Annotated in this window: 14 protein-coding genes; 3 read left to right on the top strand and 11 right to left on the bottom strand. The window is 62.9% G+C overall.

The window, feature by feature from the left end:
• Positions 1-353: 353 nt before the first annotated feature.
• Together tyrS and QM596_RS28900 are read right to left on the bottom strand one after the other, a co-directional pair.
• Positions 354-1,631 carry a tyrosine--tRNA ligase gene (tyrS, locus tag QM596_RS28895; RefSeq protein WP_020907871.1) on the bottom strand — a complete coding sequence of 426 codons (1,278 nt, stop codon included), beginning with the start codon at positions 1,629-1,631 and terminating at the stop codon, positions 354-356.
• A gap of 19 nt (positions 1,632-1,650) precedes the next feature.
• On the bottom strand, positions 1,651-2,259 hold the full coding sequence (locus QM596_RS28900) for a DNA-3-methyladenine glycosylase (RefSeq protein ID WP_020969717.1): 609 nt from the start codon (positions 2,257-2,259) through the stop codon (positions 1,651-1,653).
• Between the two features lie 86 nt (positions 2,260-2,345).
• On the opposite strand from QM596_RS28900, the gene QM596_RS28905 reads away from it, so the two are divergent.
• From QM596_RS28905 to QM596_RS28915, 3 genes are read left to right on the top strand one after another with little or no spacing between them, the layout of a single operon-like run.
• Positions 2,346-3,080, top strand: coding sequence for an ABC transporter ATP-binding protein (locus QM596_RS28905; protein ID WP_283310556.1), 735 nt, complete (start codon positions 2,346-2,348; stop codon positions 3,078-3,080).
• On the top strand, positions 3,077-3,832 hold the full coding sequence (locus QM596_RS28910; protein ID WP_172932780.1) for an ABC transporter permease: 756 nt from the start codon (positions 3,077-3,079) through the stop codon (positions 3,830-3,832). Before QM596_RS28905 ends, QM596_RS28910 begins: the two co-directional genes overlap by 4 nt.
• Positions 3,829-4,452 carry a TetR/AcrR family transcriptional regulator gene (locus QM596_RS28915; protein WP_283310559.1) on the top strand — a complete coding sequence of 208 codons (624 nt, stop codon included), beginning with the start codon at positions 3,829-3,831 and terminating at the stop codon, positions 4,450-4,452. Before QM596_RS28910 ends, QM596_RS28915 begins: the two co-directional genes overlap by 4 nt.
• Here the strand turns inward: QM596_RS28915 and QM596_RS28920 are convergent.
• The 9 genes from QM596_RS28920 to argJ all read right to left on the bottom strand — a co-directional run bounded on the left by QM596_RS28920 (position 4,449) and on the right by argJ (position 15,290).
• A complete protein-coding gene (locus tag QM596_RS28920; protein WP_283310561.1) occupies positions 4,449-4,655 on the bottom strand; it encodes a Trm112 family protein in 207 nt (68 codons plus the stop codon). The genes QM596_RS28915 and QM596_RS28920 overlap by 4 nt on opposite strands.
• Before the next feature lie 39 nt (positions 4,656-4,694).
• A complete protein-coding gene (locus QM596_RS28925; protein WP_283310562.1) occupies positions 4,695-7,676 on the bottom strand; it encodes an acyl-CoA synthetase in 2,982 nt (993 codons plus the stop codon).
• Positions 7,677-7,846: 170 nt separating this feature from the next.
• Positions 7,847-9,289: an argininosuccinate lyase gene (gene argH / locus QM596_RS28930; RefSeq protein WP_283310563.1), complete on the bottom strand. Its 1,443-nt coding sequence runs from the start codon at positions 9,287-9,289 to the stop codon at positions 7,847-7,849.
• 3 nt (positions 9,290-9,292) lie between these two features.
• The gene (locus QM596_RS28935; protein WP_007736221.1) at positions 9,293-10,492 is read right to left on the bottom strand and encodes an argininosuccinate synthase; all 1,200 of its coding nucleotides are present in this window, start codon (positions 10,490-10,492) and stop codon (positions 9,293-9,295) included.
• Between the two features lie 47 nt (positions 10,493-10,539).
• Positions 10,540-11,019, bottom strand: a complete 480-nt coding sequence (locus tag QM596_RS28940; RefSeq protein ID WP_019748604.1) for an arginine repressor — start codon at positions 11,017-11,019, stop codon at positions 10,540-10,542.
• Positions 11,016-11,966, bottom strand: coding sequence for an ornithine carbamoyltransferase (gene argF / locus QM596_RS28945; RefSeq protein WP_019748605.1), 951 nt, complete (start codon positions 11,964-11,966; stop codon positions 11,016-11,018). Before argF ends, QM596_RS28940 begins: the two co-directional genes overlap by 4 nt.
• Entirely contained in the window at positions 11,963-13,162 is a 1,200-nt protein-coding gene (locus QM596_RS28950; RefSeq protein ID WP_020969719.1) for an acetylornithine transaminase, read from the bottom strand. Before QM596_RS28950 ends, argF begins: the two co-directional genes overlap by 4 nt.
• A complete protein-coding gene (gene argB / locus QM596_RS28955; RefSeq protein WP_019748607.1) occupies positions 13,159-14,082 on the bottom strand; it encodes an acetylglutamate kinase in 924 nt (307 codons plus the stop codon). The genes QM596_RS28950 and argB overlap by 4 nt, the downstream gene beginning before the upstream one ends.
• Positions 14,079-15,290: a bifunctional glutamate N-acetyltransferase/amino-acid acetyltransferase ArgJ gene (gene argJ, locus QM596_RS28960; protein ID WP_020907877.1), complete on the bottom strand. Its 1,212-nt coding sequence runs from the start codon at positions 15,288-15,290 to the stop codon at positions 14,079-14,081. Before argJ ends, argB begins: the two co-directional genes overlap by 4 nt.
• Between the last annotated feature and the right edge of the window lie 33 nt (positions 15,291-15,323).

Genomic DNA, 15,323 nt, shown 5'->3' on the forward strand with positions numbered 1-15,323 from the left:
GCACTGACATTCATCGACACACTGTTGAGTTCTCAAAGAACACGCACACACCATCGCTTCAAACTGGTTGAAAGCTCCGGGGCAAGGGTTACAATCTTAGCTTGTTCGCTCCCAGGAAGCAAGTTCCCGTTGAGCGTGAATGTCTCCGACTTCGTCCAACCGCGTGTCCCCGGCCTCTCGGTCGGGGTTGGTGTCCGTGTCGCTCTGACTTGGACAAAGTTACGCGAATGAAAACTGAGCGTCAAACGTGCAGGTCGCAGGTGTTCGCCAGGTTAAATCCGCTGGTAGCCCGCCCGCAGACGGGCCACCAACGGCCACAGGAGCCCCGCGAGACAACTGTGACCCCACACACGTCAGTTCGAAAGTATTTTCACGCCGGCGAAATTGCGCTTTCCGCGCCGGACGACCAACCAGCTGCCGTGAAGCAGATCGGATGCGGCGGGCTCCCAGTCGTCGGCCGACACCTTCTGGTTGTTCACCGAAGCGCCGCCTTCCTTCACTGCGCGTCGAGCAGCTCCTTTGCTCTCACACAAACCGCTCGTCACAAGCAGATCGATGATCGTGCGCGGCTCCCCCGGCGCCAATTCGCTGACAGATGCTTCCTTCAGCGCCGCGGCGAGCGTCGACTCGTCGAGTTCCGCCAATTCCGCCTTGCCGAACAACGCCTGGCTGGCGAGCTCGACGGCGCGAGTGTTGTGTTCTCCGTGAACCAAGGTCGTCATCTCCGCAGCCAATCGCTTCTGCGCTTCGCGCGCATGCGGACGCTCCGCCGTTGCCGTCTCGAGTTCCGCGAGTTCGTCTGCGGTCAGGAACGTGAACCAGCGCAAGTACTTGATCACGTCGGCGTCGCCGGTGTTCACGAAGTACTGGTACCACGCGTACGGGCTGGTCATCTCGGGGTCGAGCCACAGACTGCCGCCACCGGTCGACTTTCCGAACTTCTTCCCATCAGCCGAGGTCACCAGCGGAACGGTCATTGCGTGAACACTCTCGCCGTCGACACGACGGTTGAGTTCGACGCCCGCGATGATGTTGCCCCACTGATCGGACCCACCGACCTGCAGAGTGCAGCCGAGATCGCGTCGCAAGTGCAGGTAGTCGTTGGCTTGGAGCAGCATGTAGCTGAACTCGGTGTACGACATCCCGTCCGACTCGAGACGACGCTTCACGGTGTCACGCGCAAGCATGACGTTCACAGAGAAGTGTTTGCCGACATCACGCAGGAAGTCGATGGCCGACATCTTGCCGGTCCAGTTCATATTGTTCTCGATGACCGCACTCGTCGGTGAATCGTCGAAATCCACGAATCGTTCGAGCTGACCACGGATGCGACCTGCCCAGTCCGCGACGGTATCGGCGGAGTTCATCGTCCGTTCCCCGACGTCACGGGGATCACCGATCAGGCCTGTTGCACCGCCGGCAAGAACGATCGGACGGTTACCGGCACGCTGAAACCGCTTGAGCGCGAGGAGCGGAACCAGGTGACCTGCGTGCAGGCTCGGGCCGGTCGGGTCGAAGCCCGCATACAACGTGACCGGTCCGGCCTCGAGATCTTTACGCAAAGCGTCGAGATCAGTTGATTGGGCGATCAGCCCACGCCAGGTCAGTTCGTCGAGAATATTCTCAGTCACGGACTCGATCATCCCATCTTCACGAAATGACCGGCGCTCGCGGGCTTCGGCGGTACGCGGACACAGCTCGCGAGTCCGGAATCCAGAGGCGCCACGGGACCTCGGCCGCAGTACTGACCCCCACCCGCGGTCCACTGACCCATTCCTTCGACTCCCCCAATTCGAGCCGAACCCGCGAGGCAGGGTTGAACACGTCTGTTCCGTTGTCCGCCAACGTGATTGCAACGGAAGCGCCGAGATTACCTGGCCCTCTGGCCCATTGGTGAGATGGTCGATCCGGCGATCTCCGAGCAGACACCACATCGTGACCGGCCTCGATTTCGGCCGCTCGGAGCAGAACACCACCCGCGACACCATCCGGGCCGTACGAGATGTTCATACAAAAGTGCATTCCGTAGCTGCGGTAGACGTAGAGACGGCCCGCCCGCCCGAACATCACGCTGTTCCGCGGCGTTTGCCCCCGATACGAATGTGCTGCCGGATCTGGCCAGGGCCCGTCCTTCTCCCCTCCGTACGCCTCGACCTCGACAATCCTCAGCGAGATGTCGTCGACGATCAGGGTCGAGCCGAGAATTGTCAGGCCCGCTTCCAACGGGTTCTTCACATTTTCCAAGGTCTCGATACTCACCCTTCGATTGTGCCCACGCCGTTGACTCATCGGTCGGCCGAGTCGCATAATTCAACAAGTGATGAATTATCGAAATGAGGCGAACCGTGACCACCACGCCGGCAATAGACATCCGCGGACTACGAGTCATTCGCGGCAAGCACGAAGTTCTTCACTCACTCGACCTGCAGGTTTCGGCAGGATCGATCACCGGACTGCTCGGCCCGTCCGGCTGCGGCAAGACAACCCTGATGCGCGCGATAGTCGGAACCCAGGTCGTCGAAAGTGGTGAGGTCAGAGTCCTGGGCGACCTCGCGGGGTCCGTTGCTCTTCGCCGCCGGGTCGGATACGTCACCCAATCCCCCAGCGTGTATGGCGACCTGACGGTCACTCGAAACGTCCAGTACTTCGGCGCTCTGTACGGCAAGTCCGGCGTAGACGTCGCAGCAGCGGTCGACGCAGTCGGATTGAGCCGATACGCCGACCAGACCGCCGCCGATCTGTCCGGAGGTCAACGCGGTCGAGTCTCGCTGGCATGCGCGTTGGTGGCATCACCTGATGTGTTGATCCTCGACGAACCGACCGTTGGTCTGGATCCGGTGCTTCGTGTCGAATTGTGGGAACGATTTGCCGACCTTGCTCGCAGCGGAACCACCCTGTTGGTCTCCAGCCACGTCATGGATGAGGCCGACCACTGCGCTGAACTGATCCTGATGCGAGATGGGCATCTCCTCGCTCAACTCACACCCGATGAATTGCGCGCCAAAACCAGATGTGAACGGCTCGAGGACGCCTTTCTCGAGCTGATTCGGACTTCACCCGTCGGAGGCGAAATATCATGAGCATCAGGATCTTCGGTGCTACGACCGTACGCATTCTGCTTCAGCTCCGCCAGGACCATCGCACGGTGGCCATGATCTTGTTGGTCCCGTCGTTGTTGATGATTTTGCTGTATTTCCTCTACCAAGACGTACCCACGCCGCCCGGCCAGGTTTCACTGTTCCAACGGGTGGCGATCACCATGCTGGGAATCTTGCCGTTTGTGGTCATGTTCCTGGTCACGTCCATCGCCATGCAGCGCGAACGCAGTTCAGGAACACTCGAACGCCTGCTCACCACCCCGATGGGCAAACTCGATCTTCTGGCGGGATACGGCGCGGCATTTTCGCTCTCGGCCGCCGCTCAGGCGGCTCTCGCGTGCGCGGTTGCTTTCGGATTTCTCGGACTCACCATCGCCGGCAGTCTTGCCTGGGTCATCGTCATTGCAGTTCTCGGCGCAATACTCGGCGTTGCGCTCGGCCTGTTGGCCAGCGCATTCGCGAAGACCGAGTTCCAAGCGGTGCAGTTCATGCCGGTAGTTGTGGTCCCCCAACTGTTCCTCTGCGGACTCCTCGTGCCCCGCGACCAATTGCCGACCTGGCTCGAATGGATCAGCAACGTCCTCCCCTTGAGCTACGCCGTCGACGCACTTCAGCAAGTGTCGATGCATGCCGACGCGACGGGTCAGATGTGGCGTGATCTCGCCGTCATGGCGGGCTTCGCCGCCGCAGCACTCTCGCTGGCCGCGGCAACACTCGATCGCCGCACTTCATGAACGACAACGACACGGCGCCCGCACCTGCACCGATTCGTTCGGGGCGACGACCGGGCAAGTCGGAGACTCGCGCGCAGATCCTCGATTCGGCGCGACGGGCGTTCTCCCAGAACGGTTTTCGACGAACAACCATTCGATCGATAGCTGCGGCCGCTGACGTCGATCCGGCCATGATTCATCATCATTTCGGAAGCAAGGAGCAGTTGTTCACCGCTGCGATCGCGCTACCGATCGATCCAGTCCAGGTATTGGGACCGGTTCACGCCTCTCCGACCGAAAATCTCGGCGAAAATCTACTCAGAGCAGTGATCGGGCTGTGGGAATCGGAACACCAGCCGGCGATTCTGGCGGCTTTTCGATCGGCGGTTTCCGGCGACGGATCGCAGCTGATCCAGAGCTTTCTGCTCGATGTCGTATTGCGCGACATCATTCCGCGGGTGGACACACCACCTGGTACCGGCTTGACCAGAGCGGAATTGGTGGCATCTCAGATGGCCGGACTGCTGGTCACACGATATGTGCTCGGACTCGAACCACTCGCATCATTGAGCGTTGACGCTTTGGTACCGCTGGTGGCTCCGAACCTCCAGCGGTACCTGACCGGTGAATTACCGATCTAGCCTTCAGCCCACGCGAGCAACTTCTCGTGCTCGTCGTCCGCCACATCGCGTGCCTCGTCGATCAACAGAACGGGAATGCCGTTCTCGATCGGGTATGCACGCCGCAGGCGCGGGTTGTAGAGCAACTCGTCCCCGACCAGCAACAGCGGGCCTTTGTCCTGGGGGCAGGCCAAAATGCTGAGCAACGTCGAATCAATAGCCACGTGAGTCCTCTCGAACCGATCAAACAGAATGTCCTCAGGCTACCGTGCTCCGGTGCCCACCCTCGTCGGCATCAACTGCGCGGCAATTGCCTTGGTCAGCCGCTTGTACGACTGCGTCTCGGAATCGAGGAACCAGGTCCGTGGTCCTGGCGCCGGCAATCCGGCGGCAGCTAACGCAGTGGAGCTCGGACGGTACGACGAACCCACCGGGATCTCGTCTACCACGTGCACGATATCCGGGCGCGCATCAAAAGCGATGCGCGAGAGAGCCTCTGCAAGCTCGGCGGAACGGAACTGCCGCCCTGGACGCCATGTCACGGCAGCGACCGCCAGCTGATGCGGCGCGTCACCGACGCCGTATGCGACGGCAAGATCTACCCGCGCCACACTCGACAACGCGTCGACGATCGGCTGGGTGAACACGGGACCGCGGAGCGTCGAAATGACCGTGTTCTTGTGATCGATCAGCCAGTAGTCGCCGTCGGCGTCCCGGCGGAAGAGATTCTCCGTGGGAATCCACGAATCACCCGCTTGGAAGAGTCCCCGCATGGCTCCGCCCGAGAGATCGGCAGTGAATCCCGCGCGCCCGAGTAGCAACCCGACTTCGTCTTCGGCGCACTCACGGACAAATCCGTTTCCATTTTCGAGGAGCCGACCACTCAGCGGGTCGTATGCCGCCAACCGCACCTGCGCGCTACCCGGCAACGGGCGGCCCTTGGAACCAACTTTGGAGCCCGCGACATTGGCAAGAATCACGTCACCTTCGGTCGACGCATAGAACTCGAGCACCTGCGCGGGGTCGAACGCCTCCGTGGTCCGCTTCCACAGCCCGTGAGGCATTCCCGAACCGATGAACAGTCGGACCGGATGGCTACCGTCGATGAGAAGAAGATCCTCGTCGAGGATCTCGCGCATCATCGACCACGTGTAACTCACCACGGTCACACCGTAGCGGTGGATTTCCTCGACAAATCGAGCCGGATTCAGTCCGCGTGAGAGCGCAATCCGTGAGCCACCGGCCATAGCGCCACCGATGGTCGCGAGCAGACTCGACGAATGATGGAGTGGTGCAAGGCAGTACACGGTGTCACCGCGATCGAGATCTGCCGCCGTGGCCGTTCCGAAGGCAGACAGTGCCCACCGGTAGTTGGTGATCTGCTTGGCTTCGAGCACACCGCCCGATTCCGCAAAGATGATGAATGCGAGTTCACGGGCGACGCCGGGATCCGGCCGGTACCAACCGGGCAGATTGACCTTCGTCGGATCGATTTGTTCGAGATCGATCACGTCGTGTGACGGATCCACCTCGAGTCCGCGGGCATCGCCGCCGCCGAGTACCAAGACCGGCCTACCGGTAACCACCGCAGCGTCGACGTTCTCCGGATCGGTGATGATCCGATCAACCGATCCCAGCTTGACCGCCGCCGAGATGTCGGACCCCGGCGGAAGCATGACGGCAACGGCACCAAGGCGCGACAGGGCCGCGATGGCCGCGAGCGCGCTGGGGCGGGTCTCCATCAGGACACCGACGTGCGCTGCCGGACGCACTCCCACGGAAATCAATCCACGCACGACATTGTCGATGCGGGCGTTGACCGCTTCGTAGGTGTGCACACGATTGTCGAAGAGGAAGCACTCGCCGTTCGGTGCTTTTCGACGCTGCTCCGCGAGCAATTGGCTCAGCGAGATCTTGGTGTGTGGCTGAATTTGGTTGAGTCGCGCAAGACGTGGCAACGCGCGTGCCGCTTCGCCGGACAATTCGAAAGTCCCGCGCAACGCACCGGCTGCAAGGTCACTGATTCCCTTGGTGACTCCTGCACCTACTTCAGCGACCGAGGCGACAGTGTGGATGATCCGATTGCTGATCGACACACCGGTCTGGTCTTCGAGGTCGGCGCCGTAGACCATGTTCGCGATACGGTCCGGGAGGGGTCCACCCGTCTCGGTCCACTGCACGAATTCACCGGTGGTCGGCCAGGTGTGATTGGCCGCGGTGGAACCGACAACCAATCCGAAATGACCTGCGCGCAAGGTAGATTCGTAGACCTTGGCCCGCGGCGCTGCCTGGCTGATCCCACGAACCGCCTGAGGTTGACCGATGTCGTCGACCTCGCCGACGAATGCCAGGATGGGGCAGGTGATCTCGGCGAGCGAGACCAATTGATCCTTGATGACAAAACCACCGGTCATCATTCGGTTGTGCACGATGAACTGCTTGAGCAGTTCGGCAACCGCGGGCCCGGACCACGCGACCCAACCCTCGGTCGCGAGGAAACGTCGCTGCTGCTCCCTCGGCAGCAAAGCCTCACGGTCGTGCAGTTGAAGCAGGAAGTCGACGCGCATCTTCAACGTCTTCACGGGATCGAGCAACTGGAACCCGGTGCGAGCCATCCACCCGGTGACCGCCAGGCGATTGAAGACGTGATCGGCGAGGAAATCCGCACCCTTGGTGGCCAATCCGGCCGGGATACCGAAGGGCAACGCGGCGAGTGTGTCGACCGGACTGCCGAAGGTGATGATGCTGGCGATGTTTCGACTACGCCGATACGCGGCAGCTTGATAGGCGAACATGCCGCCCTGCGAATAGCCGGAGATGTGAACATCTTTACCGGTGTGACGGTGGATGTGGTCGATGATGTCGCTGAGAGCGATGATGTGATCGGCGAGATTGCGATCCCAACCGCCCTCTTCGGAGTCGGGCGAACCAAAATCGACTACCCAGGGGTCCAGGCCCATCTCGTGCAGAATTCCCACAGCACCCTGGTCGCGGGTCACGTCGTACACGTTCGCCGACATCATCATCGGCGGGATCAGCACGATCGGTGCACCGACGGTTTCCGGATCGCTGTCCGGGAAGTAGCGGCGAAGCCGGTACATCGCTGCGCGCTCGACGATCTCGAACGGCGACGTGGTCGCATCCGTTTCCAGCCCACCCAACCGGACGACCTCGAGGCCGTTTTGTGCTGTCGCAACCACCCGACGAATCGGGCCCAGCACAGACTTGGAATTCAATCCCACCATTTCACTCCCAAGTTACTCACCATGTGACGTCCGTCTCATTTTTCCCGCGCGTAACAAGCCTACTGACGACGAATACGCGTACGCGGTCAGGGAGCAAATTCTGCTCCCTGACCGCGTACGACCGAAGGACTACTGCCGAAAAGAGAGGGGAAACACTCGTGACCGCAAGGTCAGAGGGTCCATTCCCGCAGCGACTGCGCCACTGCTCGGACTCCGTCCAACTGTTCTGCTACCCGCACCCCCGCGGTGCCGCCTCGCGCATTACGCGAAGCGATGGAACCCTCGACTGTCAGCACCTCACGAACAGCGGGTGTCAGCGCGCTGTCGACGCCGGCCAGTTCCTCGTCCGTGAGATCTTCGAGTCCGACGCCTCGCGCTTCGGCGACACGCACACACGCTCCAGCAGCCTCGTGTGCAACCCGGAACGGCACGCCCTGGCGCACCATCCACTCCGCGATGTCGGTGGCCAACGTGAACCCTGCCGGAGCAAGTTCCGCCATACGCGCGGTGTGGAACTCGAGAGTCTGCACCAGGCCGGTGATGGCCGGGAGCAACATCTCCAGCTGCGCAACCGAGTCGAAGACCGGTTCCTTGTCCTCTTGCAGATCGCGGTTGTACGCCAGCGGCTGAGCCTTGAGCGTCGCCAGCAGGCCGGTGAGGTTACCGATCAGACGACCAGACTTACCGCGCGTGAGTTCCGAAACATCCGGGTTTTTCTTCTGCGGCATGATCGACGATCCCGTCGACCACGCGTCGGCAAGCGTGATGTAGCCGAATTCCGGTGTGCTCCAGATGATGATCTCTTCCGCCATGCGGGAGAGGTCGACACCGATCATCGCAAGCACGAACGCTGCCTCGGCCGCAAAATCACGCGACGCGGTTGCGTCGATCGAGTTCTCGGCCGAGCTGTCGAACTTCAATTCCGCTGCAATGGCTTCGGGGTCGAGACCGAGCGAGGAACCGGCGAGTGCACCGGAACCGTACGGGGACACCGCAGCTCGCACGTCGAAGTCGCGAAGACGTTGCACGTCGCGCAACAACGGATGTGCGTGAGCGAGCAGGTGATGCGCCAACAGGACCGGCTGAGCCGCCTGCAGGTGCGTCTTGCCCGGCATCACGGCATCCGGATGGGCCCCGGCCTGAGTCGCCAAAGCATCGACCACGTCGAGAACGCCGGTGGAGATGCGGCGGACCGCATCCCGAAGCCACATGCGGAACAGCGTGGCCACCTGGTCGTTGCGCGAACGTCCAGCACGCAGGCGCCCACCGACCTCAGGCCCGACACGCTCGATCAGACCGCGCTCGAGTGCGCCGTGTACGTCCTCGTCCGATTCACTGGGCCCGAAGGCGCCACTGGCGACATCTGCCGCCAGACGGTCGAGACCGTCGAGCATTGTCACGAGATCGGCCTCGCTGAGCAGGCCTGCCTTGTTCAGCACACGTGCATGCGCCTGCGACGCACGCACGTCGTACGGAGCGAGGACCCAGTCGAAGTGAGTCGACTTGCTCAGCGCCGCCATGGCAGCGGCCGGTCCGGATTCGAACCGCCCGCCCCACAGCGCACCTTCGTTGGTGCCGTGTTTTTGGGCGTCTCCGTCACCGTGAGCCGTCATGGCTCAGAGTCCCAGATCGCGCTTCGCGGCGACCTTCGACGACAGACCGTGGATCTCGACGAAGCCCTTCGATGCGGACTGGTCGAAGCTGTCGCCCTCGTCGTACGTCGCGAGGTTGAAGTCGTAGAGCGACTCCGGGCTACGACGACCGTTGACGGTGATGGCTCCACCGTGCAGGAAGAGACGAATGTCGCCGGTGACGCGTTCCTGCGTCTTGTTGACGAACGTGTCCAGTGCGTCCTTGAGGGGCGAGAACCAGAGGCCGTCGTAGACCAGCTCGGACCAACGCTGCTCCATCTGACGCTTGTAGCGACCGAGTTCGCGTTCGAGGGTGACGTGTTCGAGTTCCTGGTGCGCGGTGATGAGAACCATGGCGCCGGGAGCTTCATAGATCTCACGGCTCTTGATGCCCACGAGACGGTCCTCGACGACGTCGAGGCGACCGACACCCTGAGCGCCTGCGCGCTTGTTCAGTTCCTGGATGGCTTCGAGAACCGACACCGGGCGGCCGTCGATGGCAACCGGGCGACCCTTGTCGAAGCTGATGATGAGCTCGTCGGGCGCGTTCCAGTTGACCGTCGGGTCCTGGGTGTAGTCGTAGACGTCCTTCGTCGGTGCGTTCCACAGATCCTCGAGGAAGCCGGTTTCGACGGCGCGGCCCCAGACGTTCTGGTCGATCGAGAACGGCGACTTCTTGGAGACGTTGATCGGGATGTTGTTCTCTTCGGCGAAGGCGATGGCCTTCTCGCGGGTCCAGGCGTAGTCGCGGACCGGTGCGATGACCTGAAGGTCGGGCGCGAGGGCGCCGAATCCGACCTCGAAGCGAACCTGGTCGTTGCCCTTACCGGTGCAACCGTGCGAGACGATGGTGCCGCCGTGCGAGCGTGCAGCTTCGACGATGTGCTTGACGATCAGCGGACGGCTGATGGCCGAGACCAGCGGGTAGCGGTCCATGTAGAGGGCGTTGGCCGCAATGGTCGGCAGGCAGTACTCGTCCGCGAACTCGTCGCGGGCGTCGACGACAACGGATTCGACTGCGCCGCAGTCGATCGCGCGCTGACGCACGACCTCCATGTCCTCGCCACCCTGCCCCAGATCGATGGCGACGGCGACAACTTCAGCGCCGGTCTCCTTACCGATCCAACTGATGGCAACAGAAGTGTCCAGCCCGCCCGAGTAGGCGAGTACGACGCGATCGGCCATGGTTTTTGTGCTCCTTCGGTTGAAAATCTCTATCAAAGAATAAGGGGTCAGGCGAGCGATTCGATCATGGCCGCGAGTTCCGCTCCGGAAAGCGGTTCTCGGGCCACCACGAAGATGGTGTCATCTCCGGCGATCGTTCCCACGATGTCGGGCATCGAGGACCGATCCAGTGCGCTCGCGAGGTAGTGCGCGGCTCCCGGCGGTGTCCGGAGAACCGCCATGTTGCCGCTGAAATCGGTGGAGACCAACAGCTCACCCAACAGCCGTGAGAGGCGGTCGGTACCGCCGGACACACCGCGTACCGGGTTCCCGTCCTCCGGCACCACGTAAACACCGGCGCCGCCGTCGGCGGCACGCAGTTTCACCGCTCCCAGCTCTTCGAGGTCACGCGAGAGGGTGGCCTGCGTCGCTTCGATGCCCTCGGCACCGAGCAACGCCGCCAATTCCGTCTGACTTCGGACGGGGTGCGCCGCCAGCAGCGCGATGATGCGCGACTGGCGACCGGCCCGAGTGGGAGCGACGCTCACGCCTGGTCCAGCTGGGTTCGCTGTTCCAGCAGCCACACGAGCAACGCCTTCTGGGCGTGCAGACGGTTCTCCGCCTCGTCCCAGACGACACTCTGGGGTCCGTCGAGAACCTCGTCGGTGACCTCTTCGCCGCGATGGGCCGGCAGGCAGTGCAGGACGACAGCCTTCGGATCTGCTTTGGCGAGGAGTTCCTTGTTGATCTGGAACGGACGGAAAGGTCCGACCCGATCGAGCCCGTCGTTCTCCTGACCCATCGAGGTCCAGGTATCGGTGACCAACGCGTCGGCACCGACGACGCCGGCCTGCGGGTCCTGCGTCAGCGTGATGGTCGCGCCGGTTTCCGCGGCGCGTGTGCGCGCTGCTGCTACTACCCAGTCCGCCGGTTCGAAGCCTGCGGGACTTGCGATGGTGACGTCGATGCCTGCGGTGACTCCGCCGAGCATCAGCGAGTGAGCCATGTTGTTGGCGCCGTCGCCCAGGTAGGTCAGCTTCAGTCCCTTGAGCTCACCCTTCTGCTCGATCAGCGTTTGCAGATCGGCCAGAACCTGACAGGGATGAAATTCGTCGGACAACGCATTGACGATGGGAATCGTTGCACCCGTTGCCATTTGCTCCAAGCGCTTCTGGCCGAACGTGCGCCACACGACGGCGTCGACATAGCGGGAGAGTACGCGTCCGGTGTCCGCCAACGTCTCTTCACGACCGAGTTGGGTACTGCGCCCGTCGACGACGACGGCGTGGCCGCCCATCTGCGCGATGCCCATCTCGAACGAGAAACGTGTACGCGTCGAGTTCTTCTCGAAGATGACGCCGACTCCGCGAGGACCCTCGAGTGGACGCCGAGCGAACGGGTCCTTCTTGAGAATCGCAGCGAGTTCCAGAACTTCGGCCTGCTGCGCCGGAGTCAGATCGTCGTCCCTGAGAAAGTGTTTCACCACGGTAGTCACTTCTCCCCCGGCTGGTCAGCCGATAGTGCACTGTCGAAGATGGCAGGTAGTGCTGCCACGAAGGTTTCGGCCTGCTCATCCGTGAGGATGAGCGGCGGCGCCAACCGGATCACTCCGGGTTGCGCTGCATTCACAAGGTACCCGGCTTCGCGCGCGGCATTTTCCACCGCCGGCGCGACGTCCTCGGTCAGCACGACACCCAGCAACAGTCCTGATCCCCGTACGTAGTCGACCAACGGATGGCCCAGATCTTCGATGCCCGCCGAGATCGATTTGCCCAAGCTGTCGGCGCGTGAGATCAGGTCTTCCGCTGCAATGGTTTTCAGCACGGCAAGCGCCGCCGCAGCGCACACCGGATTGCCACCGAACGTCGTACCGTGCTTGCCTGGTCCGAACAACTCTGCCGTTGCTCCGGTCGCGATGCAGGCGCCGATCGGCATTCCGCCGCCGAGTCCCTTCGCAAGAGTGATGACGTCCGGCACGATGCCGACTGCCTGATGTGCGTAGAACCAGCCGGTCCGGCCGATGCCGGTCTGAACTTCGTCGAGTACGAGCAGCGCCCCGCGTTCGGCGGTGATCCGCCGAGCCTCGACGAGGTATCCCTCGGGTGGCACCACGACGCCGCCCTCACCCATGATCGGTTCGAGGAACACAGCAGCGGTGTCGGAATCGACTGCCCGCTCCAGTGCCTCGACATCGCCGTACGGCACGAACTCGACACCGGCGGGCATCGGTTCGAACGGCGCCCGCTTGGCCGGCTGACCCGTCAGAGCGAGTGCCCCCATCGTGCGACCGTGGAAAGAGCCCTCGGCCGCGATGATCTTCTTCCGGCCAGTGGCGCGAGCGAGCTTGAAGGCAGCCTCGTTCGCCTCGGTACCGGAGTTGCAGAAGAACGCGCGCCCGGTGACGTTGCCGAGATGAGCGAGCAACTGCTCCGCCAACTCGACGACCGGCTCGCTGGCGTACAGGTTGGAAACATGGCCGAGTGTCGACAACTGAGTAGTGACGGCTTCGACGACGGCCGGATGTCCGTGTCCGAGGATGTTGACGGCGATTCCGGCAAGGAAGTCGACGTACTGCTTGCCGTCGGCGTCGGTGAGTACGGCGCCGTCACCGCGGACGAGAGCAACCCGGGGTACGCCGTAATTGTTCATCAGCGAAGCGGACCACCGCTGCTGCAGATCGATCGTGCTCATGAAGTAGCTCCCTGCTGGGGACCGGCGACCGAGGAGCCGGGCACGACCATCGTGCCGATTCCTTCACCGGTGAAAAGTTCGAGTAGGACTGAATGTTCGAGCCGGCCGTCGATCACGTGCGCCGACGGCACACCTCCGCGCACCGCGCGAAGGCAGGCCTCCATCTTTGGCACCATGCCGGCATCGAGACTCGGCAACAACTGGGCAAGGGCGTCGGTGTCGATTTCGGTGGCCAGCGAGGATCGGTCCGGCCAATCGGTGTACAGGCCTTCGACGTCGGTGAGGACAACGAGCTTCTCGGCACCGATCGCCTCGGCCAGTGCGGCAGCGGCGGTATCGGCGTTGATGTTGTGGACGACGCCGTCGGCGTCGGGCGCGATGGTCGAGACCACCGGAATGCGTCCTGCCGCAATGAGATCGAGTACCGCGTCTGGGTTCACGGTGGTGACGTCTCCGACCAGGCCGATGTCGGTCTGCTCCCCCTCGACCGCAACAGTGCGTCGAGTAGCGGTGAACAGGTGCGCATCTTCACCGGAGATACCGACCGCGTACGGACCGTGCGCGTTGATCAGGCCGACGAGTTCACGGCCCACCTGACCGAAGAGCACCATCCGGACGACGTCCATCACCTCGGGCGTCGTGACCCGGAAACCACCGCGGAACTCACCCTTCATGCCAAGGCGTGCCAGCATCGCGTTGATCTGCGGGCCGCCGCCGTGCACGACGACGGGGTGGATGCCGACAGTCCGCAGGAACGCCATGTCCGCGGCGAAGGCGGTCTTGAGTGTCTCGTCGATCATGGCGTTTCCGCCGTACTTGACCACGACCACCTTGTCTCGGAATCGCTGCAGCCACGGCAGCGCGTCGGCGAGGACATGCGCCTTCTGATGCTCGCTGATCACGGGATACGTCTCGGTCATGACGAGTACGCCGAGTTCTCTTCGACGTACGCGTGCGAGAGGTCCGTGGTGCGAATGCTCACGGACTCGTTGCCGATTCCCAGGTCGATGTCGAGTTCGATGTCGATCCCGCTCAGGTCCACCTCACGCGCTCCCGGAGCGCCGACGCCGTCGATGCAGACGGGACTCCCGTTGAAGGACACACTGATTCGATCGGGATCGAGCTCGATGGGAGCGATACCCACTGCTGCGAGGACGCGGCCCCAGTTCGGATCGGATCCGAACAGTGCCGTCTTGACCAGGCTGTCGCGGGCGATGGTCCGAGCGCCGATCAACGCATCGGACTCGGACGCTGCGCCGCGAACCGTCACCTTGACCCGCTTGGTGACGCCCTCGGCGTCTGCCATCAACTGATCCGCGAGATCGTCGCACACTGCGAAGACCGCGGCGTTGAGTTCGTCCTGGGTCGGTGTGACACCGCTGGCGCCGGAGGCCAACAGGAGCACCGTGTCGTTGGTGGACGTGGCGCCGTCGACGTCGAGGCGATCGAAGCTCAGGTGGGTGGCGGCGCGCAGAGCGGTATCGAGCTGCTCGGCCGTTGCGACAGCATCGGTCGTGACGACGCACAGCATCGTCGCCAGTGCGGGCGCGAGCATGCCTGCACCCTTGGCCATTCCGCCGACGTTCCACTTGTTCGCGTGGTGCAGCGACGCCTGCTTCGGCACGGTATCGGTGGTCATGATCGCGTACGCCGCGTCGGTACCGCCGGAGATTCCGCCGGCCAGTTCGTGCACTACCTCGGTGACACCGGGGATCAGCTTGTCCATGGGCAAGCGGTCACCGATCAGGCCGGTCGAACAGACGGCGACCTCGATCGCGCCCGTCTCGGTTCCCCAGTTGCTCAGTGCCGAGGCAACTTCCTCGGCAGTCTTGTGCGCATCCTGGAATCCACCCGCGCCGGTACACGCGTTTGCGCCGCCCGAGTTGAGCACGACCGCGCGCAGCTTGCCCGTCGTCAAAACCTGCTGAGACCAGAGCACCGGAGCAGCCTTGACCTTGTTCAGGGTGAAGACGCCGGCAGCGGCCAGATCGGGTCCCTCGTTGAGCACCAATGCGAGGTCCGACTTGCCACTCTTCTTGATACCGGCAGCAATTCCGGCACCGCGGAATCCGGCAGGTGCGGTAACGCCCTGTGTGCGGAGCAGACGTCCCCCGGCGACGTGAACCACGTCTGCAACTGTCGCGTCAGGCTCGGTTGCGTT

The sequence above is a fragment of the Rhodococcus sp. IEGM 1406 genome (assembly GCF_030056745.1).
GTDB lineage: Bacteria > Actinomycetota > Actinomycetes > Mycobacteriales > Mycobacteriaceae > Rhodococcus_F > Rhodococcus_F erythropolis.

Coding starts and splice junctions, on each gene's coding strand:
- QM596_RS28910 (WP_172932780.1), top strand. CDS start 3,077: ATGAGCATCAGGATCTTCGGTGCTACGACCGTACGCATTCTGCTTCAG.
- QM596_RS28915 (WP_283310559.1), top strand. CDS start 3,829: ATGAACGACAACGACACGGCGCCCGCACCTGCACCGATTCGTTCGGGG.
- QM596_RS28925 (WP_283310562.1), bottom strand. CDS start 7,676: ATGGTGGGATTGAATTCCAAGTCTGTGCTGGGCCCGATTCGTCGGGTG.
- argH (WP_283310563.1), bottom strand. CDS start 9,289: ATGACGGCTCACGGTGACGGAGACGCCCAAAAACACGGCACCAACGAA.
- QM596_RS28935 (WP_007736221.1), bottom strand. CDS start 10,492: ATGGCCGATCGCGTCGTACTCGCCTACTCGGGCGGGCTGGACACTTCT.
- QM596_RS28950 (WP_020969719.1), bottom strand. CDS start 13,162: ATGAGCACGATCGATCTGCAGCAGCGGTGGTCCGCTTCGCTGATGAAC.
- argB (WP_019748607.1), bottom strand. CDS start 14,082: ATGACCGAGACGTATCCCGTGATCAGCGAGCATCAGAAGGCGCATGTC.